At 67.9% G+C, this 19,457-nt stretch carries 19 protein-coding genes; 9 read left to right on the top strand and 10 right to left on the bottom strand.

All coding sequences use genetic code 11. The annotated features are described in order from the left end of the window. From nosZ to ACFO27_RS16265, 5 genes are all read right to left on the bottom strand, one after another. Positions 1–1,908 carry a TAT-dependent nitrous-oxide reductase gene (gene nosZ, locus ACFO27_RS16245; RefSeq protein WP_376818242.1) on the bottom strand — a complete coding sequence of 636 codons (1,908 nt, stop codon included), beginning with the start codon at positions 1,906–1,908 and terminating at the stop codon, positions 1–3. Positions 1,909–1,965: 57 nt separating this feature from the next. After that, positions 1,966–4,149, bottom strand: a complete 2,184-nt coding sequence (locus ACFO27_RS16250) for a 4Fe-4S binding protein (RefSeq protein WP_376818300.1) — start codon at positions 4,147–4,149, stop codon at positions 1,966–1,968. Between the two features lie 412 nt (positions 4,150–4,561). Next, a complete protein-coding gene (locus ACFO27_RS16255; RefSeq protein ID WP_376818243.1) occupies positions 4,562–5,194 on the bottom strand; it encodes a DNA-3-methyladenine glycosylase in 633 nt (210 codons plus the stop codon). Positions 5,195–5,201: 7 nt separating this feature from the next. Beyond that, entirely contained in the window at positions 5,202–6,242 is a 1,041-nt protein-coding gene (locus tag ACFO27_RS16260) for an adenosine deaminase (RefSeq protein WP_376818244.1), read from the bottom strand. Between the two features lie 151 nt (positions 6,243–6,393). Continuing rightward, a complete protein-coding gene (locus ACFO27_RS16265) occupies positions 6,394–6,774 on the bottom strand; it encodes a DUF423 domain-containing protein (RefSeq protein ID WP_376818245.1) in 381 nt (126 codons plus the stop codon). A 107-nt stretch (positions 6,775–6,881) separates the two neighbouring features. Between ACFO27_RS16265 and ACFO27_RS16270 the strand changes: the two genes are divergently transcribed. The 3 genes from ACFO27_RS16270 to ACFO27_RS16280 all read left to right on the top strand — a co-directional run bounded on the left by ACFO27_RS16270 (position 6,882) and on the right by ACFO27_RS16280 (position 9,761). Further along, positions 6,882–8,525 (top strand): acyl-CoA dehydrogenase family protein, encoded by a 1,644-nt coding sequence (locus ACFO27_RS16270; RefSeq protein WP_376818246.1) that lies wholly within the window; start codon positions 6,882–6,884, stop codon positions 8,523–8,525. A 121-nt stretch (positions 8,526–8,646) separates the two neighbouring features. Next, a complete protein-coding gene (locus ACFO27_RS16275; protein ID WP_376818247.1) occupies positions 8,647–9,279 on the top strand; it encodes a thermonuclease family protein in 633 nt (210 codons plus the stop codon). A gap of 2 nt (positions 9,280–9,281) precedes the next feature. Further along, the gene (locus ACFO27_RS16280) at positions 9,282–9,761 is read left to right on the top strand and encodes a DUF1178 family protein (RefSeq protein WP_376818248.1); all 480 of its coding nucleotides are present in this window, start codon (positions 9,282–9,284) and stop codon (positions 9,759–9,761) included. Positions 9,762–9,782: 21 nt separating this feature from the next. Here the strand turns inward: ACFO27_RS16280 and ACFO27_RS16285 are convergent, their stop codons facing one another. Then, positions 9,783–10,658 (bottom strand): LysR family transcriptional regulator, encoded by an 876-nt coding sequence (locus ACFO27_RS16285; protein ID WP_376818249.1) that lies wholly within the window; start codon positions 10,656–10,658, stop codon positions 9,783–9,785. A 118-nt stretch (positions 10,659–10,776) separates the two neighbouring features. Here ACFO27_RS16285 and ACFO27_RS16290 point away from each other — a divergent pair, with 118 nt between their 5' ends. The 6 genes from ACFO27_RS16290 (at position 10,777) to ACFO27_RS16315 (ending at position 13,428) form a co-directional block, all read left to right on the top strand. Continuing rightward, positions 10,777–11,118 (top strand): DMT family transporter, encoded by a 342-nt coding sequence (locus ACFO27_RS16290; protein WP_376818250.1) that lies wholly within the window; start codon positions 10,777–10,779, stop codon positions 11,116–11,118. Positions 11,119–11,122: 4 nt separating this feature from the next. Further along, complete coding sequence (gene mdtI, locus ACFO27_RS16295; RefSeq protein ID WP_376818251.1) at positions 11,123–11,452, top strand: multidrug/spermidine efflux SMR transporter subunit MdtI; 330 nt, start codon at positions 11,123–11,125, stop codon at positions 11,450–11,452. 467 nt (positions 11,453–11,919) lie between these two features. After that, the gene (locus ACFO27_RS16300; RefSeq protein WP_376818252.1) at positions 11,920–12,240 is read left to right on the top strand and encodes a DMT family transporter; all 321 of its coding nucleotides are present in this window, start codon (positions 11,920–11,922) and stop codon (positions 12,238–12,240) included. 55 nt (positions 12,241–12,295) lie between these two features. Continuing rightward, a complete protein-coding gene (locus ACFO27_RS16305; RefSeq protein WP_376818253.1) occupies positions 12,296–12,685 on the top strand; it encodes a DMT family transporter in 390 nt (129 codons plus the stop codon). Between the two features lie 65 nt (positions 12,686–12,750). Next, positions 12,751–12,927: a hypothetical protein gene (locus tag ACFO27_RS16310; RefSeq protein WP_376818254.1), complete on the top strand. Its 177-nt coding sequence runs from the start codon at positions 12,751–12,753 to the stop codon at positions 12,925–12,927. An 87-nt stretch (positions 12,928–13,014) separates the two neighbouring features. Beyond that, positions 13,015–13,428 (top strand): MarR family winged helix-turn-helix transcriptional regulator, encoded by a 414-nt coding sequence (locus tag ACFO27_RS16315; protein ID WP_376818255.1) that lies wholly within the window; start codon positions 13,015–13,017, stop codon positions 13,426–13,428. 242 nt (positions 13,429–13,670) lie between these two features. Here ACFO27_RS16315 and efp read toward each other — a convergent pair whose 3' ends face one another. The 4 genes from efp to acnB all read right to left on the bottom strand — a co-directional run bounded on the left by efp (position 13,671) and on the right by acnB (position 19,377). Next, positions 13,671–14,228 (bottom strand): elongation factor P, encoded by a 558-nt coding sequence (gene efp, locus ACFO27_RS16320; protein WP_323023572.1) that lies wholly within the window; start codon positions 14,226–14,228, stop codon positions 13,671–13,673. Positions 14,229–14,304: 76 nt separating this feature from the next. After that, entirely contained in the window at positions 14,305–15,390 is a 1,086-nt protein-coding gene (gene earP / locus ACFO27_RS16325) for an elongation factor P maturation arginine rhamnosyltransferase EarP (protein ID WP_376818301.1), read from the bottom strand. Positions 15,391–15,484: 94 nt separating this feature from the next. Next, on the bottom strand, positions 15,485–16,687 hold the full coding sequence (locus ACFO27_RS16330) for a DUF2863 family protein (RefSeq protein WP_376818256.1): 1,203 nt from the start codon (positions 16,685–16,687) through the stop codon (positions 15,485–15,487). A gap of 104 nt (positions 16,688–16,791) precedes the next feature. Next, positions 16,792–19,377, bottom strand: a complete 2,586-nt coding sequence (acnB, locus tag ACFO27_RS16335) for a bifunctional aconitate hydratase 2/2-methylisocitrate dehydratase (RefSeq protein WP_376818257.1) — start codon at positions 19,375–19,377, stop codon at positions 16,792–16,794. Between the last annotated feature and the right edge of the window lie 80 nt (positions 19,378–19,457).

The raw sequence follows: 19,457 nt of genomic DNA on the forward strand, positions 1-19,457 counted from the left end.
TCAGGCCTTCTTCGGTTTCACGTACATCTGGCCGGACATTTCCATGTGCAGCGCGTGGCAGAACCACTGGCAATAGTACCAGTGCACGCCGGGACGCGAGGCCGTGAAGGTGACCGAGGCGGTCGCCTGGGGGCCGATTTCCATGGCGAGGCCGTAGCCGCCCAGCGTGAAGCCGTGGGTCAGGTCCTCGATGCGCTCCATGTTGGTGACCACGACGGTGACTTCGTCGCCTTCATTGACTTCGAAGTTCGTCAGGCTGAACACCGGCGCCACGGCGACCATGTAGACGCGCACCTTGTTGCCGTCGCGGATGACGTTCGCGGCGGATTCCAGGGTGACGCCGTCCTTGGCGGCCATCTGGCGGACGTCTTCCCACATCGGGTCGTTGCGGTCCCAGATGTGCTTGGGGCGGACCTTCGAGCGGTGCACCAGCAGCATGTCGTGCGGTTCGGCGAAGCTGGGGCCGTCGTGCACCAGCTTCATCTCGTCGCCGGAAATGTCGATCAGCTGGTCGTTTTCCGGCTTCAGGGGGCCGACGTTCAGGAAGCGGTCCTTGGAGAACTTGTTCAGCGACACCAGCCACTTGCCGTCGGCTTCCTTGGTTTCGCCCATCGTGGTGTGATTGTGGCCCGGCTGGTAGTGCACGTCCAGCTTCTGGATGATCGGATCGACCTTCTCGCCCTTGTAGGCGCGCTTGGCCTTCTCGATGTTCCACTTGCACATCTGGCTGTCGATGAACAGCGTGGTGTAGGCGTTGCCGCGGCCGTCGAAGGCCGTGTGCAGGGGGCCCAGGCCGAGTTGCGGCTCGGCCACGACCACGTCGCGCTCCTTGATCTTGTCGTCGAACAGGTCGTCGAGCTTGCGCACGTCGATCACGGTGACGGTGGGCGAGAGCTTGCCGTTGAACACCACGTGGATGCCGTCGGGCGCGGCGTTGCAGCCGTGCGGCGAGTTGGGCACCGGGATGTAGCGCGTGTACTTGGAACCCTTGCGGCCGTCGATGACGGGCACGCCGTTCATTTCCTTGTAGTCGCCGTTCTTGACGGCTTCCTCGATGCGCTTGATGTTGAACACCACCGCCCAGTCCTGCTCGTTGGCGGACATTTCGGTGACGGTCAGGCCCTTTTCCGAGTTGTAGCACGTGGCGAAGGAGTACTTGCCCTGGTAGTCGGCGTCGCCGTTGTCCAGGTTGCCGTCCACCATGACCTGCCAGGCCACCTTCATGGTCTCGCCGTCCACGGCGGTGTAGATGGCCCAGAAGTTCTTCTTCGGGTCGTCCATCACGGAGCCGTCGTTGGGCAGCGGCACGATGTGCTCGCCGTTGCAGAAGACGTAGCCGGTCTTCGGATAGCGCTGCGGGCGCAGGCCGTGAATGCCGTCGGCGTTCGGGATCTCGACGATCTTGTCGGTCTTCATCACGTCGCAGCGGATGCGGGCCACGCGGGTGTTGGCCTTGTCGTTGATGTAGATGTAGCGGCCGTCGTAGGTGTTGTCCGTGAAGGACATGTGCGGGTGGTGCGCGTCGCCGTTGGGCAGCACCGGCATGTGGTTGTCTTCGAGGAACTTGCGCGTCTCGGGCGTCAGGTGCTCGTTGAGCACCTTGCGGCTTTCGTTGGTGCGGCCCCAGCCCGTGGCGCTGCACATGTTGAAGACCGGGATGCGCATCAGTTCGCGCATGGACGGCAGGCCCAGGATGCGGACTTCGCCCGACTGGCCGCCGGAATTGAAGGCATAGTATTCGTCGAGTTCGCCGGGGGCGACTTCGACGCTCTGATGGCCTTTCTTCTTGTCATCCTTGGCATTGGCCGTCAGGTGGGTCGCGCCGACAGCGGCGGCCCCCGTCAGTGCGGCAGTGCCGAGGAATCCCCGCCGGCTCAGGCCGGATTTTTCACTGGTTTGGTCGGACATACGGTTCTCCCTAGGGTTGTAGGCATAGCGTCTCGGCTCGATCGCCGGGGTGTGGCGCTATGGGTTCGACGAAATGGTTTGCGGTTCGGCGGACGGGTCGCGCGGGCGCACGGTCGGCTTGCGGCTGGCGACGACCTCGCCGGGAATGCCGGCGTCGGGCGGCGGCGCCTTGTGGCGCTTGAGCTTGGCGTTCTTCTGGATCAGGTGCGGACAACGTTTTTCGTTGTTGTAGAGCTGCTGGCAGTTCAGGCACTGGATGCATTCGTTCGGGTTGATGTCGCCTTCCGGATTGATGGCCTGCACCGGACAGTCCACGGCGCACAGCTGGCAGGGGTTGCCGCAGGTCTTGTAGCGGCGCAGCCAGTCGAAGATCCGCAGCCGGGCGGGGATGGCCAGGGCGGCGCCCAGCGGGCACAGGTAGCGGCAGTAGAAGCGCTCGATGAACAGCCCCGCCAGCAGCAGCACGGCGGCGAAGATCACGAACGGCCAGTCGCGCACGAACTTCAGGATGATCGCGGTCTTGAAGGGCTCGACTTCGGCGAATTTTTCCGCCGTGCCCAGTTCGTACAGCGAGATGCCGAACAGGATCAGGAAGATGAGGTACTTCAGGCCGGCCAGGCGGGTGTTCAGGCCGTGCGGCACCTTGATCTGGGGCACGTGCAGCTTCTTGGCGACCTGGTTGGTCAGTTCCTGCAGGGCGCCGAAGGGGCACAGCCAGCCGCAGAACGCGCCGCGGTTCCAGAAGATCAGGGACATCGCCGTGGCGATCCACAGGATGAACACGATCGGGTCCATCAGGAAGTATTCCCAGCTGAAGTCCGTGCGCAGGGACGTGGTGAACGTGAGCACGTTCACGACCGAGAGCTGCGCCTGGGCGTACCAGCCGATCCAGAACAGCGTGAAGATCAGGAACACCGTGCGGAAGCGCCGGTAGAAGACCTCGTGCTTGACGATCTGGTTCTGGAAGAAGAACACCATGATCAGGGTCAGCAGAGCGATCGAGATGATGGCGATCTGCACGGTCTTGGCGAGCCAGATCTGCTTCCACAGGGCGGGGGAGGCTTCTTCCTCGGCCATGCCGGAGCCCTGGTCCATGGCCGCGGCCGGCGCGCCGGCCTCGCCGCCGGCCGCCGGGGCGGCCTGCTCGGCCGGCGCCTCGACCTTGGTGAAGGTCTTGGGCAGGTCGTAGTTCAGCACGAAGGCCGTGAAGGCCTTTTCCTTCACGCTGACCACGCGCTGCACGGTGAGCTGCAGGCGCCACGGCTCGACCGGGTCGAAGGTGGCGTCCGTCGGGACGGTGAACAGCGCGACTTCGCGGAAGCTGGGCGCGCCGGCGGCCATCAGGTCGGCCAGCCGCTGGTGGTCCAGGTCGGTGAAGCGGAAGCTGTTCTCGTCCTGGATGACCTCGATGCGGTCGAACACCCCGCCGCGCACGTAGCCGGAGCCCTTGAAGGAATAGCCGTTGCCGGCGACCAGGATGGCCTGCTGGCCTGGCGCGAGGCGGTCGCGCAGGTAGTTGTATTCGGCCTCGCCCAGCAGGCTGCGGCCGATCGTCGGCGCGCTCACCAGGGCGGCGTACAGGTCGATGAAGGTGTCCTGGGGATCGCCGGGCTCGGGGTGCTCGATGGCGCCCTTGCGGCCGGTTTCCTCGAAGGCCTTGTTGACGTCGGCCACGGTCAGGCGCAGGTGCCCGACGGCGCCGGATTGCAGCAGCGCGTCCCAGGATTCCGTGCCGGTCTGCGCCATGTCGACGACGCGGTGCTCGGCGGCGGCGGCCTGGACCTGGCCTTCCTGGCCGATGCCGTAGTGGCGGGCCACGGCCATCACGGAGCGGGTCAGGCTGTCGCCGATGACCATCAGGGTGACGGTGGCGCCGCTGATGATGTCCACGGGCGGCGGCGCGCCCGGGCGCGGCGGTTCCTTGACGTAGTTCTTGCCGACGTAGCCGTCGATGAAGGCCTGGACCTTGCTTTCCGGGATGCCGATCAGCACGATGGGCTCGTGGTGTTCGACCAGCTTGGCGCCGACGATCTCGCCGTCCAGGTTCAGGCCCACGACGACGTCGATGGGCTTGCTGGAATAGCCCCGGGTATTGACGATGTCGGTCGTCAGGTAGACGTAGCCGAGCATCTTGTCGCCCGCGTAGGCGCGGGCGACCGCGGGCTTGCCTTCCGGCGGGCCGATGCGGTCGGCGCCGGGGAAGATGTCGCCGGGCTTGAGGTTCTTCAGGAACGCGCCCAGCCGGGGGCCGGCGCCAAGGGGGGTGCCGCCCTGGCCGAACTTGAACGCCTGCTGCGCGCCGCCCCCCTGGGGCGCGGGCGCCGCCCCGGCAGGCGGGGCGATCAGACAGGACCACAGCAAGATCAGGGAGGCGATCCAGAACAGACAGTTGGATCGTGACTGTCGGGGTGTGGCGAAGCGGCGCATGAAGGGGGCGGGACCGGTGATTGGGAAACGTCACCATCCTAGCTGTAGGGGTTAACCTGTACCTTGCGCCGGATCAAGGAACTCTTAAAAGTGCCTGAATATGCGGTGATCGGGGATGCGCCCGAGCGCGGAGCGGCCGCTGGCGGGCGGTTCCGCGCCGGACGGGTCCGGAGGGCCTGGGGCCGCCAGGCGGTTGTACCGCCGTTGGAGCGGGTTGTACCGCGGCTCAGGCGGTGCGCTTGCCGCGCGGCGCCCGGCTGACGGCCGGATGGCCCGGCACGAAGAAGCGCAGCGGTTTCGCGGCCCATTCGCCGGCGTAGTCCACCCCGATGCGCGGGCTGGCGGCGATGTCGGCGGGGCCGGGGGCGTCGTCCCGGGCGAGCCACAGCGTGTCGCCGCACAGGTCGATGCCGTAGTGGTCCCGGGTCACGCCCATGGCGCGGCACAGCCGGCCGGGACCGCTGGTGGAGGCGTCCAGGCCGCGCACGGGCGCCAGGGCCCGCAGCAGCACGGCCGTGCCGCTGCCCTCGGGGCCGGTGACGACGTTCATGCAGTGATGCATGCCGTAGATCAGGTAGACGTAGGCATGGCCCGGCGGCCCGAACATGGCCTTGGTGCGCGCCGTGCGTCCGCGCGAGGTGTGGGCCGCCAGGTCGCCGGGCCCCAGGTAGGCCTCGACTTCGACGATCCGGCCGATCCTCGGGCCGTCCGGCGTCTCGTGCACCAGCAGGCGGCCCAGCAGGTCGCGGGCCACGGTTTCGGCGGGGCGGTCGTAGAAGGCGCGGTCGAGCCGCCGGCAGTCGCCCTGGATCGGGTCGGCGGGCGTGACGAGCCGGTCGAGCCGGACGGGGCTGGACATGGCGGGATCAGCTCCGGCCCGCCGCGGCCGACAGCCGGTCCAGCAGCGGGGCCTGCTCGGCCGGCGGCAGGAACGAGGCCTTCAGGCTGTTGGCGGCCAGCGTGACCAGTTCGTCGCGGGACAGGTCCAGGGCTTCGGCGCTGGCGATGTAGTTGTCCAGCATGTAGCCGCCGAAATAGGCCGGATCGTCGGAATTGAGGGTGACGACGGCGCCCGCCCGCAGCAGCTTGGCCAGGTTGTGGTCGCGCAGGTCGCGGACCACGCCCAGCTTCAGGTTGGACAGGGGGCAGACCGTCAGGGGCACGCGGCGCCGGATCAGGTCCTGCAGCAGCGCGGGATCCTCGCTGCTGCGCACGCCGTGGTCGATGCGGGCGACTTTCAGCGTGTCCAGGGCGCCGCGCACGTATTCGGGCGGGCCTTCCTCGCCCGCGTGGGCCACCAGGCGGAAGCCCAGCGCGGCGCAGCGGGCGTAGACCCGGGCGAATTTCTCCGGGGGGTTGCCGCGTTCGGACGAGTCCAGGCCGATGCCGATCCACAGGTCGCCATAGGCCTCGCGCAGCGGCAGGGCGGCTTCCAGCGTGGCGAAGGCGTCTTCCTCGGACAGGTGGCGCAGGAAACTGAGCAGCAGGTAGCCGCTGATGCCCAGGGTGGCGCGGGCCTCGCGCAGGGCGCGCGCCAGGCCGGCGAACACGGTCTCCAGCGCGATGCCGCGCTGCGTGTGCGTCTGGGGATCGAACATGATTTCCGCGTGGACGATGCCGTCGGCCTGGGCGCGGCGCAGGTAGGCCATGGCTAGGTCGTGGAAATCCCGCTCGGTGACCAGGACGCCGGCCCCGGCGTAGTACAGGTCCAGGAAGGATTGCAGGTCGGTGAACCGGTAGGCGTCGCGGACGGCCTGGACGTCGGCGTAGGGCAGGGCGACGCCGTTGCGTCCGGCCAGTTCGAACATCAGTTCCGGCTCGAGCGTGCCTTCGATGTGCAGGTGCAGTTCGGCCTTGGGCAGGGCGCGCAGCCAGTCGCGCCATTCATGATCGGGGGAGGCGGCCATGGGGATTCCAGTCGTGCTAGACAGGCCGTCATTATAGGCGGGGGTCCACCTCGCGCCTTGCAAGGCGCTCTGTCAAATTGTGGCAGCCTTCCACGTCGCGCCTTGCAAGGCGCTCCGATTCGCCTGGCATATGACAGTCCTCAATGGACTGTCATATGTCCTGTCTCATCCAAGCCGCCCAGGCGAGCGTTAGCCAGGACAGGATCATCAGCAGCCCGCCGACCGGCGTGATGGCGCCCAGGGCGCGCGCGCCCGTCAGCACCAGCGCGTACAGGCTGCCGCTGAAGACGATCAGTCCGGCCAGCATCAGGCCGCCCGCCCAGGCGGCCGGGACGGGCGCCAGGCGCGGCGCCAGGGCGGCCACCAGTAGCAGCCCGGCGCCATGGATCATCTGGTAGTGGGCGGCCGTGCGCCAGACTTCCAGCAGCTCGGGGGCGACCAGGCGTTTCAGCCCGTGCGCCCCGAAGGCGCCGGCCGCCACGCCCAGCGCCAGGACCAGGGCGCCGCACAGGATCAGGAAACGGGGAGTCACATCGGGTCTCCGGGACGAATGACGGATCGATTGTATCCGCGCGGCCTGTCCGCCGCCGGGAATCGCGGGTAGACTGGGATCGTGCTCGTGTCCGGAGGACATCGGAAATGGATCGCGAAGACATGGCGCAATCGGCGCCCGGGGCCGATAACCAGGTGCCGGACCTGCCCGACTGCAATCTGTACCTGACGGACGATGCCCTGGTCGAAGGCGTGCGCCGCGAAGGCGCCGGCGACCGCGAGGCCGGACTGGAAACCTGGGGCGCCCGGCTGGGCCGCGCCGACCTGGCGCGATTGGCGGCCGAGGTCAACCGCCAGGGGCCGGTTCTGCGGGCCTACGACCGCCGGGGCGTGCGCATCGACGTGGTCGAATTCCATCCGGGGTGGTCCGAATTCCTGTCGCTGGCCTTCGCCCAGGGCATGCACGGCGGCGCCTGGACCGAGCCGGGACCCGGCGCCCAGGTCGCCCGCGCGGCGCACTACCTGATGCATGGCCAGGTCGAGGCCGGCTCCCTGTGCCCGGTGACCATGACCAGCGCCGCCATTCCGCTGCTGGCGCGCGAACCCTGGTTCGCCGCGCTCCAGCCGCTGCTGGCCAGCCGCCAGTACGACGGGCGTGACGCCCCCCTGGCCGGGAAGCGCGCCATGATGGTCGGCATGGGCATGACCGAGCGGCAGGGCGGTTCGGACCTGCGCGCCAACCTGAGCCGCGCCGAGCCGCAGGGCGAGGGCTGGTTCCGGCTGACGGGCCACAAATGGTTTTTTTCCTCGCCCATGTCGGACGCCCACCTGGTGCTGGCGCGCGACGGCGACGGCCATTCCTGCTTCTACATGCCCCGCTGGCTGGACGACGGCCGCCGCAATCCGGTGCGCATCCTGCGCCTCAAGGACAAGCTGGGCAACCGTTCCAACGCCAGCGCCGAGGTCGAATTCGAGGACGCGCTGGCGCGCCGGATCGGCGAGCCGGGCCGGGGGATCGCCACCCTGGTGGAAATGGCCTCCTACACGCGCCTGGACTGCGTGCTGGGCAGCGCGGCCCTGATGCGCCAGGCGCTGGTCCAGGGGATCCACCATGCCCGCCATCGGCGCGCCTTCGGCCGCCTGCTGATCGACCAGCCGCTGATGCGGCAGGTGCTGGCGGACCTGGCCCTGGAAAGCGAGGCCGCCACCGCCCTGGCGCTGCGCCTGGCGGGCGCCTTCGACCGTCCCGACCAGCCCGCCGAGCAGGCGCTGCGCCGCCTGCTCACGCCGGCGGCGAAGTTCTGGGTCTGCAAGCGGGCCATCGACGTCACGGCCGAATGCATGGAAGTCTGGGGCGGCAACGGCTATGTGGAGGACGGCCCCATGGCGCGCCTGTATCGCGAAGCCCCCGTCAACTCCATCTGGGAAGGCTCGGGCAACGTCATGTGCCTGGACGTGCTGCGGGCCGCCCGCCAGGAACCTCAGTCCGTCGCCCAGACGGCCGACGGGCTGGCCCGGGCGCATCCGGGCGAGCCGGCCTTGCGGGCTGCGGCTGACCGCCTGCTGGCGGCCCTGGCGCTCGACGCCGGCGGGCAGCAGGCGATGGCCCGGATGGTCGCCCGGGATCTGGTGCTGCTGGTCCAGGCGGACCTGCTGCTGCGCCATGCGCCCGGCTGGCTGGCGCGGGCCTTCCTGGACAGCCGCCTGGGCGCCGCGGGCGGGGACGCGTTCGGCGTCCGGCCGTCGGCGCTGGCTTCGGACGCGCTGCTGCGGCGGGCCTGGCCGGGATGAGCGGGGCGGCCCGGCGGCCGGCACGTTCCGGCCGCGCGTGCGCCGCCGGCGATCCTCGCGCCGCCCATTACAATGGCCGGCATCGCCCGCGCATCCCGGCGCGGCCCGTCCCGGTTTCACCATGCCGATCTTCTGCTTCTCCTTCCCGCGCCGCGTCCGGCCCGGCCGCGCGGTTCCGCAGGGCGTGTCCGTCTGGTCCGCCGCCGCGCCGGCGCTGCTGGCCGCCGCGCTGTTCCTGGCCTTGCCCGCGCCGGCGGCGCGCGCGGCCGGACCCTATGCCCTGTCCGGCCGGATCGTGGACGTGTCCGACGGCGACACCCTGACGCTGCTGGCGGGGCGGGATCGCCATCGGGTGCGGCTGGCGAGCATCGACGCCCCCGAAACCGGCCATGGCCGCCAGCGGCCCGGCCAGCCCTTCGCCCAGGCGGCCCGCAAGGCCCTGGCCGGCCTGGTGGCCGGCCGGACGCTGACGCTGCATTGCTTCGAGCAGGACCGCTACGGGCGCGACGTCTGCGACGTGCCGCTGCCCGACGGCCGGACGGCCAACCGCGTCATGGTCGAGACCGGCCTGGCCTGGGCCAATCGGCAGGGCGGCGGCAAATACCTGCGCGACGAGGCCATCGCCGGCCTCGAGCGCCGGGCGCGCGACCGGCGCCTAGGCCTGTGGAGCCAGCCCGGCGCCGTCGCGCCCTGGGACTGGCGCTGGCAATGCTGGGATGCGCTTGAAAACGGGCGATCGACCTCCATCTGCTGACCATGGCACTCAAAGTATTCGACCTCTCGTGCGAGCACGACCATGTCTTCGAAGGCTGGTTCTCTTCCCAGGACAGCTACCAGGACCAATTGTCCCGGGGGCTGGTGCGCTGCCCCGTCTGTCACAGCGGCCAGATCACGCGCCGGGTCTCGGCGCCCCATCTGAACGTCAGCCATCTGCGCGCCGAACCAGCCCCGCGCGCCGAATCCGCGCCCCAGGCGCGGGCGGCGGTCGCGGCGCCTTCCGGCGACCAGATGGCCCGCCTGCAGGCCGAAGTCCTGCGCCAGATCCGCCGCATCGTGCGCCAGACCGACGACGTGGGCGCCCGCTTCGCCGACGAGGCCCGCCGCATGCACAGCGGCGAGATCGAGGAGCGCCCCATCCGCGGCACGGCCTCGGCCGAGGAATGCCGCGAACTGGTCGAGGAAGGCATTTCCATCATGCCGATTCCCGACATCCTGGACGACGACCGCCTGCAGTAGGCGCGGGCGATGGCGGGGCCGTCAGGCCCACGCGCGCATCAGTTCCGCGAAACGCTGCCCGGCCCAGCGCGCCGCCGCGCCCAGTTCCCGCCCCTGCGGCCAGATCATGCGGATCGAGAACAGGGGCAGGGCCAGCGACGGGCAGGAAACCTGGCGCAAAGGCTTGGGATAGCCGTCGTACGCGGCGACGTTGATCGGCAGGGTGGCCCAGCCGAGATCGTCGGCGACCATCTCCGCGATGGTATAGAAGCTGTCCGAACGCCAGACCTTCGGGCTGTAGATGATTTCCTCGACATCCTCGGCGCGCATCACGAGCTGGCGGTAGCGGGCCAGGTCCTCGCGCTTGACGGCCGGCTTTTCCGCCAGGGGATGGCCGCTGGCCACGAAGATTCCCTGGGCGAGCGTCCCGATGCGGCGTTGATCGAAGCCGTCCCGCAGCGGTCCCCGGTCGAACTGGAACGCGGCGTCGGCGCGCGCCTGGCCGACATAGTCCGCGACTTCGGTGGCGGTGCCGTTGAGCAGCGTCAGTTCCAGGTCGGGAAAGCGATCGGAAAGCTCGCGCAGCAGGGCGCGGATCGCCGTATAGGGCAAGGCCTCGTCCAGGGCCAGCGCCAGCTTGGGCTCGTCGCCCGCGGCCAGCGACCGGGCGCGCTGGTCCAGCGCCTGCGCCTGCCGCAGCAATTCACGGGCTTCCAGCAGCAGTACCCGGCCCGCGTCGGACAAGGTGGCCCGATGCTTCGTGCGATCGAAAAGCGTCACGCCCAGATCGGCTTCCAGCAGGCCGATGGCCGTGCTCACGGCCGATTGCGCCTTGCCCAGCCGGCGGGCCGCGGCGCTGATGGAGCCGTGTTCCACGGTGGCGACGAACTGGCGCAATTGCTCGAGATTCCATTGCATGCCAGGATATTATCAAATAAATAGATGGATTCAAACTTTTTGAATCCAGAATACAGGTGGAAAATAAGGAAATCGACTTGGCTCGATCCTGAAAACCCTTTTTTGAAAGAAGGCCACCATGACATTGCGCCCTTGGCTGTACCTGCTGGCGGCCGTCGCGGTCGAAGTATCCGGCGTGACGCTCATGAAGCGCGTGGCCGATTCCGGCGCCCTTGCGCCGTTCCTGTTCATGTATGCCCTGATCGGACTGTCGTTCTACTTCCTGGCGCTGGCCGTCAGGCGCCTGCCCATCGCCCTGGCCTATGCCGCCTGGGAAACGCTCGGCCTCGCCTGCGTCACCTTTATCGGCCTGCGCTATTTCGGCGAAGACCTGAGCCCGGCCAAGGCGCTCGGCCTGGCGGCGTTGCTCGTCGGCGTCGTCCTGGTCAGCATCGGCGCGCCCGAGGCGCAGGGGAAATGACGCCATGCGGAACGCCGAGCTCGTGCATTACGCCTTCATGGCCGCCGCCATCGTCCTGGAGGTCGCCGCCAACGTCTTCGTCAAATATTCCGACGGCTTTCGCCGGCGCATGACCGGCGCCTTGGGAATCTTCTGCATCCTGGCCTCGTTCACCGCACTGTCGCAGGCGGTCAAGGGCATCGACCTGTCCGTCGCCTATGCGCTGTGGGGCGGGATGGGCATCGTGCTGACCGCGCTCGCCGGCCGGGCGCTGTTCCGGCAGCGGCTCGGCCGTGTCGGCTGGCTGGGAGTCTCCGCCATCGTATCGGGCGTCCTGCTGCTCGAGCTGTCGTAGCAGGCCCTGGCTCAGGGCAGCGCGGGCTGGCGCAGGCCGCGCATCCGGATAGGCCGTCGCGGTCATAAGATACATGCACATGCAAATAGTTTGACAGCCTTGTCTGTCTCCATTAATATGCATGCACATGCAAACATATAGAGCCAAACCGAACTTGCCGCCGAGATCGGGCTTAACGCCGACGCGGCCAGGCGCGCGCTTGAAAATGGCGCCTGCGTCCAGCGCCACAGTAAGGCGCAGCGCCATGCCCGCGAGGACATGCGGATCACGTCCGTTCCCACCATCGTCGTCGGGAAGCAAGTGTTCCGTGACACGCCGCCCCTGGATGAACTCTGGCGAGCCATCGATCAGCTCGGAAACGGGCAGAACAGCGATCCGCCGCCAGCATCACTGCAGGGCTGATCGCTCATTTCTCAACACATCACCCAATCGCCCTTCGAGGCATATCAATAAAAGGAACCTTCATCATGAGTTGGCTATATCTGAGCATCGCCGTGATCTTTGAAATCGCGGTGGCCATTTCCGCAGGCAACGCCAAGGGTTTCACCCACTTCGGCTGGACAGCCGCCACGCTGGTCAGTGGGGCGATCGGCACCTACTTCCTCAGCCTTGCCTTGCTGGCTTTCGATGTTGGCGTGGGCTATGCCATCTGGACTTCCGTGGCAGGCGTCGGCGTCGTGATTTTGGGTGCGCTGTTCTTCGGGCAGCGGTTGAGCCTGAGCAAGCTTATCGGGATCGCGCTCGTCATCGGCGGCGTCGTGGGCCTGCGGCTCAGCGGCGCGGCATGAAGACGGCAGGTCATGGCTTTATTCACTTTCATCTGAAATCACGAAGGAACCCGACATGACGACTATCAATGAAACCAAGAACGGCAGCGGACGTGCGTGGATCATGCTGCTGCTGGCCGGCGCATTCGAGATTGGCTATGCCCTCAGCGTAGGGGGCAGCAAGGCATTCACGGTACCGAGTTGGTCGATTGCCGCCGCGGTGTTTTTCCTGCTGACGCTGTATGCGCTCAGCGTTGCATTGAAGACCATCGACGTGGGTATTGGCTATGCCGTATGGGCAGGCATCGGCTCGGTAGGTGCGGCGGCCTTGGGCAGCGTGCTTCTGAACCAGCCGATCACGCTGATCCAGGCTTTCTGGCTGGCAGTCATCATCGGCGGCGTGGTCTGGCTGAAGCTTGCTGACAGCGCCAAACTCCAGGCCCGCAAACGCAGGGTTCCAGCATGAAGGCGGGCACCTCGCTGAACGCCTCGCGCAGTGCATGAGGGAGGCTGTTGCCTGGTCAACGGAGCATGTCCGCGGTGGCGGCATCCCCTTCACCGAACGAGGCGGCGGCACACGGGTTCGACTATCGCGGCACCTGCGCGCCGTTCTCCCGCGGTACGCTGGCCTGGCTGGCTCCCGCCGTGCGCAAGCTGCCGGTGCCGGATGGGATGCAGCCTTTCCTGGCGTTCCGCCCGCAGACGTGAACGCCGTAGAACGGGCCTTTTGACATTCTTGCATGGGCATACATATGAGAAAATGGATCGTCCCTCGTTCAATAGGAGTGTGTGCCGGTGACGTCCAAGAAAAGCGATGCCTGGCGCAGTCTGATCCAGACAGTCGCCAACGTCGAGGCCGAGCTGGTCAAAGTGCTGCAAGCCCGGCATGGGCTTGGGCTGTCGGAATACCGCGCACTGGAAATACTGGCCCGGTCGCAGAACTCCGAATTGCGCATGCAGGAACTGGCTGCACACCTTGGCCTGAACCAAAGCTCGGTATCGCGGGTGGTCGAGCGTCTGGAGCGTTCGGGCTTCACCGTCCGCGACCTGTGCCCGGACGACAAGCGGGGGGTTTACACGGTGCTGACCGGAGACGGGCGCGCGCATCTCGAAAGTGCGCAGCCCGATTACGAAAAGGCGCTGGAGGCGGCGCTCAAGGCGCATGGCGGCGAGAAGCTGCTGACAGCACAAGGCACGAAGGCGCGATAGGCCATGCGTCGAGCCTTGCCAACAGGGCGAGGCTGTTTGGTGGATGTTGTGTGCTCGTTGCGAGCGCAGCCAGCCCGGTGCGGTTCGTCATCGGCCATGAGGCCAGATGATGGAACTCCGGCATACTGATGAACCTGCTGTATCGGGTTTCGACGTAGTCCGGCGAAACGCGGTGCTGGAGTCATGGTGAAATGAAAAAACCGGGCCTGGGCCCGGTTTTTTCATGCGCGCGTCGCGGAGGATCACATCACCCGGCTGCGGTATTCGTTGGTGCGGGTGTCGATTTCGATCTTGTCGCCGATGTTGCAGAACAGCGGCACGGACAGTTCGTAGCCGGTGTTGATCTTGGCGGGCTTCAGGACCTTGCCGGACGTGTCGCCCTTGACGGCGGGTTCGGTGTAGGTGATCTCGCGCACGATGATGGTGGGCAGTTCCACCGAGATCGCGCGGCCGTCGTAGAAGACGACTTCGACCTTCATGCCTTCTTCCAGGTAGTTCAGCGCGTCGCCCATGCTGTCGGCTTCGACTTCGTGCTGGTTGTATTCCTCGTCCATGAAGACGTACATCGGATCGGCGAAGTAGGAATAGGTGCATTCCTTGTTTTCGAGCACGACCTGCTCGAATTTTTCGTCGGCCTTGTAGACGGATTCGCTGGCGCTGCCGGTCAGCAGGTTCTTGAACTTGAGCTTGACGACGGCGGCGTTGCGGCCCGACTTGTTGTATTCGGCCTTCTGGACGACGAGGGGATCGCTGCCGACCATGACGACGTTGCCAACGCGCAGTTCCTGTGCGATTTTCATGGGAAAAACTCCGGGGATGTGTGCCCCGTGCCAAAACGCATTCCGAGGCAATGCTGAAAAAAATTAACTGTGCATTCTAGCGCGTTTGGTGCCGTCGCAGGCAAAAATCCAGCAAATCTTGACCCAGATCGGGCTGTCCGGCCAGTTCGGCGCACCATGCGCGGCTGCGCGCCCGCCAGGCGGACCAGGCCGGTTCCCGCAGCGCGGCCGGCAGCGTCCGGGCCATGGCCTCGTCGTCCGGCCGGTTCCAGGCGCGGATCAGTTCGGCGGCGGGGGCCGGCCAGCGGGCCCGCTCTAGCCAGGCCTCCAACTTGTCGAGATGGGCGTCCCGTTCCTGACGGTAGATCTGCCAGACCAGGGGGGCGCCGGCCCAGAGCGCCCGGACCAGGGAGTCCTCGCCGCGCACGAAGTTCAGGTCGCAGCACCACAGCAGCTCGTCGAAGCGGGCCTGGGGCACGAAGGGGACGGGCATGACGCGCAGGCCGCCCAGGTCGCGCAGCGCGGCCGGGGGCGGGCCGCCGGGCACGAGCAGCCAGACGGGCCGGTCCAGGCCGGCCAGCGCCGTCCGCAGGCCTTCCAGCGGCGCGCCGGGATAGCAGAACAGCAGCGCGCACAGGGCGTCGGCGGGCGGCGCGGACGGCAGTCCGGCCAGGGTCAGCAGGCGCTGGCCGCGATCCCGCGCCTGCTCGGCGTCGCGCCGCGCCAGCAGGCCCGGTTCGCGCAGCAGCCCGCCGGTGGCCCGCGTGAAGCCGGGAAAGAAGAAGAATTTCGGCACGCCGTTGGCCTGCGGCGAGGGCAGGCCGTGGCAGCCTTCCACCCAGGATTCGGCACTGAGGTATTCCAGGTTGATCCACAGGCAGCCCCGCCCGGCCATGGCGGCCTCGTAGGCGGGGGGCAGGGCGCAGGCGAAGGCCTCGATCACCACGCCGTCCCGGGGCGGCTCGGCATGTTCCGCCGCGCTCCAGGCGCCGATCCGCACGCCGTCCAGGACTTGCCCGTCCGCCCGGGCGTCCAGCGCCGGCAGCAGCCGCGCCAGGATTTCGGGCCGGTCGATCCACAGGCGCACGGACTGGCCCAGCGCCGCCAGCCGCCGCGCGAGCCGCCAGCACACGCCCGCGTCGCCGAAGTTGTCGACGACGCGGCAGAACAGATCGAAAGACAGGAGGCTCATGGCGTCAGGCGGGGCGCGCCGCGGTGACGGCGGCGACCGTCACGCGGATTCGTGGCGCCGAAGGCGGGCCGGGTTCGGAGATGCCCTAGTGGAACTGGACGGGCTCCGGATCGATTTCTTCCGGCAGCTCGGGGTGCTGCATGTCGCCCAGCATGTTGGGGAAATACGGCGTGCCGCAGTCTTCGCAGAATTCCATGGGCTGCAGGCCGGGCAGGCGGCGGATGTCCTGGATGCCGCATTCGCGCAGCAGGGCGGCGATCGCGTCCCAGGTGTCGACCTGGCCCTCGGCGTCGGGATCGGGCTGCGATTCCTCGCGGCTGAGTGCCGGCCAGACGCAGCCGTAGATCACGTCGTTGCTCTGGCGGGTGCAGAAGCCGATGCGGTATTCCTCGATGGCCTGTTCGCCGCAGGCCACCAGCGCGGCCCGCAGGTCCGTGCCCGGGATCCGGGCGGCGGTCTGCAGCCAGGTGGCGGCCGCCTTCAGGGTCAGGGGGCGGATGCCCTGGTCCGCCTGGCGGGTGCTGGTGTAATAGGCCTCCGGGCGCAGGTATTCCAGCTGGCAGCCGGTGAAGGCGGGCTCCAGGATGCGCGCGCAGCCCTCGGCCCACCGCTGGGTGACGGCTTCCTGGGTGGGCGCTTCGGCGGGCTGGGCGGATTGCCACTGAAACACGGCCTCGCCGCGCGGGACCACCACCGCGCCGACCAGGAAGAACACGTCGGCCAGGAGGTCTTCCGGGGCTTCGGCGTCGCGCAGCGCGGGGCCGTCGCGGCGCTGCCCCAGGGCGCGCTGCGCCAGCGTCTGGGTCCAGGCGCGGGTTTCCTGGAACGATTGCGGCAGGCGGTCGAAGCGGACCAGCGACGGCAGCAGGGCGACCCGGGCCCGGGTGCCCAGCACGGTTTCGGCCAGCAGGGTCTCGAGCGCCCGCAACTGGGCCGCGCCGAGCTGGCCGGCCGGCAGCCGATAGCGGGTCCAGGCCAGGACCGGCGCCGAGATCAGCAGCGTGTCGCAGTCCTGGTCGTCGGGCCCCGGCATCAGCGATTCGGAACGGGCCTCGGCCAGCTCGACCAGGATCTCGTAGGCGGCCGAGCGCTGCTCCAGCAGGACGTCCAGGGCGGATTCCACGGCGCGCCCATGGCGGGCGCCCAGGGCCTTGTCCAGGGCTTCGCCGAGGCGGCCTTCCCAGTAGACGTCTTCCAGGTGGCTGCCGGAGCGCGACAGGGCCTCGGCCAGGGAAATCAGGGTCTGCGACGTGCGCGACAGGGATGAGGAACGGGAACGAGGGGGCATGGTGGATCGGTAAACAGAGCAGACCCTAGTGTACCTGCACTGAAATGAAAAAAACCCGGGACCGAGGCCCCGGGTTCGTGCGTGCAATGCCTGGAATGCGCCGATCAGGCGTCGACCGTGCTGGCCACCGCCGTGAAGTCCTCGATCTGGTCGAAGTTCATGTAGCGGTAGATGTTTTCGCTGTCCTTGGCCAGCAGGCCCATGGCCTCGAGGTATTCCTCGCGCGTGGGGATGCGGCCCAGGCCGGAGCAGATCGCCGCCATTTCGGCCGAGCCCAGGAACACGTTGGAGTTCTTGCCCAGGCGGTTGGGGAAGTTGCGCGTGCTGGTCGAGAACACCGTGGCGCCCTCGCGCACCTGGGCCTGGTTGCCCATGCACAGCGAGCAGCCCGGCATTTCCATGCGCGCGCCGGCCGTGCCGAAGGTGCCGTAGTGGCCTTCCTTGGTCAGTTCGCCGGCGTCCATCTTGGTGGGCGGGGCGACCCAGAGCTTGGAGGGCAGGTCGCGCTTGCCCTTGAGCAGCGTGGCGGCGGCGCGGAAGTGGCCGATGTTGGTCATGCAGCTGCCGATGAAGACCTCGTCGATGGCGGTGCCGGCCACGTCGGACAGCGTCTTGACGTCGTCCGGGTCGTTCGGGCAGGCCACGATGGGTTCCTTGATGTCGGCCAGGTCGATGTCGATCACCGCCGCGTATTCGGCGTCGGCGTCGGGCTCGACCAGCTGCGGGTTCGCCAGCCAGGCTTCCATGTTCTTGATGCGGCGCGCCAGCGTGCGGGCGTCCTGGTAGCCGTTGGCGATCATCCACTTGAGCAGCGTGATGTTGCTGTTCAGGTATTCGATGATCGGTTCCTTGTTCAGGCGCACGGTGCAGGCGGCGGCGGAGCGCTCGGCCGAGGCGTCGGACAGCTCGAAGGCCTGTTCGATCTTCAGGTCCGGCAGCCCTTCGATTTCGAGGATGCGGCCGGAGAAGATGTTCTTCTTGCCCTTCTTTTCGACGGTCAGCAGGCCCTGCTTGATCGCGTACAGCGGGATCGCGTTGACCAGGTCGCGCAGCGTGACGCCGGGCTGCATTTCGCCCTTGAAGCGCACCAGCACGGATTCGGGCATGTCCAGCGGCATCACGCCGGTGGCCGCCGCGAAGGCGACCAGGCCGGAGCCGGCCGGGAAGCTGATGCCGATCGGGAAGCGGGTGTGCGAGTCGCCGCCGGTACCGACCGTGTCGGGCAGTAGCATGCGGTTCAGCCACGAGTGGATGATGCCGTCGCCCGGGCGCAGCGCCACGCCGCCGCGCGTGCTGATGAAGGCGGGCAGTTCATGGTGGGTCTTGACGTCCACGGGCTTGGGGTAGGCGGCGGTGTGGCAGAAGGACTGCATCACCAGGTCGGCCGAGAAGCCCACGCAGGCCAGGTCCTTCAGTTCGTCGCGGGTCATGGGGCCGGTGGTGTCCTGGCTGCCGACCGAGGTCATGCGCGGCTCGCAGTAGGTGCCGGGACGCACGCCTTGGCCTTCCGGCAGGCCGCAGGCGCGGCCGACCAGCTTCTGCGCCAGGGAATAGCCCTTGCCGCTGTCGGCGGGGGCCTCGGGCAGGCGGAACAGGGTCGTGGGCGGCAGGCCCAGCGCGGCGCGGGCCTTGGCCGTCAGGCCGCGGCCGATGATCAGCGGGATGCGGCCGCCGGCGCGGACTTCGTCCAGCAGCACGTCGGACTTGAGCTGGAATTCGGAGATCACCTGGCCGTTCTTCAGCGCCTTGCCTTCGTAGGGGCGCAGTTCGATGACGTCGCCCATGTTCATGGCGGACACGTCCAGTTCGATCGGCAGGGCGCCGGAGTCTTCCATGGTGTTGTAGAAGATCGGGGCGATCTTGCCCCCCAGACAGACGCCGCCGAAGCGCTTGTTGGGCACGAAGGGGATGTCCTCGCCGGTGTGCCAGATGACGGAATTGGTGGCCGACTTGCGCGAGGAACCGGTGCCGACCACGTCGCCGACGTAGGCGACCAGATGGCCCTTGGCCTTGAGTTCGTTCAGCAGCTTGATCGGACCGACCTGGCCGGGGGCGTCGGGCGTGATGCCGTCGCGCGGGTTCTTCAGCATCGCCAGCGCGTGCAGCGGGATGTCCGGGCGGCTCCAGGCGTCGGGGGCGGGCGACAGGTCGTCGGTGTTGGTCTCGCCGGTGACCTTGAACACGGTCAGGGTCATGCTCTGCGGGACTTCGGGGCGGCTGGTGAACCATTCGGCGTCGGCCCAGCTTTGCAGCACGGCCTGAGCTTGGGCGTTGCCGGCCTTGGCCTTTTCCTCGATGTCGTGGAAGGCGTCGAAGACCAGCAGGGTCTTTTTCAGGCCCTCGGCGGCGACCGGCGCCAGGTCGGCGTGGTCCAGCAACTCGATCAGGGCGCTGATGTTGAAGCCGCCCAGCATGGTGCCCAGCAGCTCGGTGGCGCGGCGGGCGTCGATCAGGGGGCAGGATTCCTTGCCCAGCGCGACGGCGGCCAGGTAGGAGGCCTTGACCTGAGCGGCGTCGTCCACGCCGGCGGGAACGCGGTGCGTGAACAGATCCAGCAGGAATTCGGCTTCGCCGGCGGGCGGGTTTTTCAGCAGTTCGATCAGGTCGGCCGTCTGCTTGGCCGTCAGGGGAAGCGGCGGGATGCCGATCGCCTCGCGGGCGGCGGCTTCGGTGCGGTAGGATTCCAGCATGGAGTGATGCCCCAGGAGAGAGGGTTGGAGAACGGCCCATTTTACCGGCAAGCCCGGGGATCAGGCAATAGTCTTATATA

The organism is Castellaniella denitrificans (assembly GCF_042653765.1).
In the GTDB taxonomy this organism is placed as follows: Bacteria; Pseudomonadota; Gammaproteobacteria; order Burkholderiales; family Burkholderiaceae_B; genus Castellaniella; species Castellaniella denitrificans.

What these genes read in the sequence shown, in the direction of transcription:
- nosZ (WP_376818242.1), bottom strand. Translation starts at nt 1,908, where the DNA reads ATGTCCGACCAAACCAGTGAAAAATCCGGCCTGAGCCGGCGGGGATTC.
- ACFO27_RS16280 (WP_376818248.1), top strand. Translation starts at nt 9,282, where the DNA reads ATGGCACTCAAAGTATTCGACCTCTCGTGCGAGCACGACCATGTCTTC.
- ACFO27_RS16310 (WP_376818254.1), top strand. Translation starts at nt 12,751, where the DNA reads ATGTCCGCGGTGGCGGCATCCCCTTCACCGAACGAGGCGGCGGCACAC.
- ACFO27_RS16255 (WP_376818243.1), bottom strand. Translation starts at nt 5,194, where the DNA reads ATGTCCAGCCCCGTCCGGCTCGACCGGCTCGTCACGCCCGCCGACCCG.
- ACFO27_RS16270 (WP_376818246.1), top strand. Translation starts at nt 6,882, where the DNA reads ATGGATCGCGAAGACATGGCGCAATCGGCGCCCGGGGCCGATAACCAG.
- acnB (WP_376818257.1), bottom strand. Translation starts at nt 19,377, where the DNA reads ATGCTGGAATCCTACCGCACCGAAGCCGCCGCCCGCGAGGCGATCGGC.
- ACFO27_RS16290 (WP_376818250.1), top strand. Translation starts at nt 10,777, where the DNA reads ATGACATTGCGCCCTTGGCTGTACCTGCTGGCGGCCGTCGCGGTCGAA.
- ACFO27_RS16285 (WP_376818249.1), bottom strand. Translation starts at nt 10,658, where the DNA reads ATGCAATGGAATCTCGAGCAATTGCGCCAGTTCGTCGCCACCGTGGAA.
- ACFO27_RS16260 (WP_376818244.1), bottom strand. Translation starts at nt 6,242, where the DNA reads ATGGCCGCCTCCCCCGATCATGAATGGCGCGACTGGCTGCGCGCCCTG.
- ACFO27_RS16330 (WP_376818256.1), bottom strand. Translation starts at nt 16,687, where the DNA reads ATGCCCCCTCGTTCCCGTTCCTCATCCCTGTCGCGCACGTCGCAGACC.
- ACFO27_RS16305 (WP_376818253.1), top strand. Translation starts at nt 12,296, where the DNA reads ATGACGACTATCAATGAAACCAAGAACGGCAGCGGACGTGCGTGGATC.
- mdtI (WP_376818251.1), top strand. Translation starts at nt 11,123, where the DNA reads ATGCGGAACGCCGAGCTCGTGCATTACGCCTTCATGGCCGCCGCCATC.
- ACFO27_RS16275 (WP_376818247.1), top strand. Translation starts at nt 8,647, where the DNA reads ATGCCGATCTTCTGCTTCTCCTTCCCGCGCCGCGTCCGGCCCGGCCGC.
- ACFO27_RS16300 (WP_376818252.1), top strand. Translation starts at nt 11,920, where the DNA reads ATGAGTTGGCTATATCTGAGCATCGCCGTGATCTTTGAAATCGCGGTG.
- efp (WP_323023572.1), bottom strand. Translation starts at nt 14,228, where the DNA reads ATGAAAATCGCACAGGAACTGCGCGTTGGCAACGTCGTCATGGTCGGC.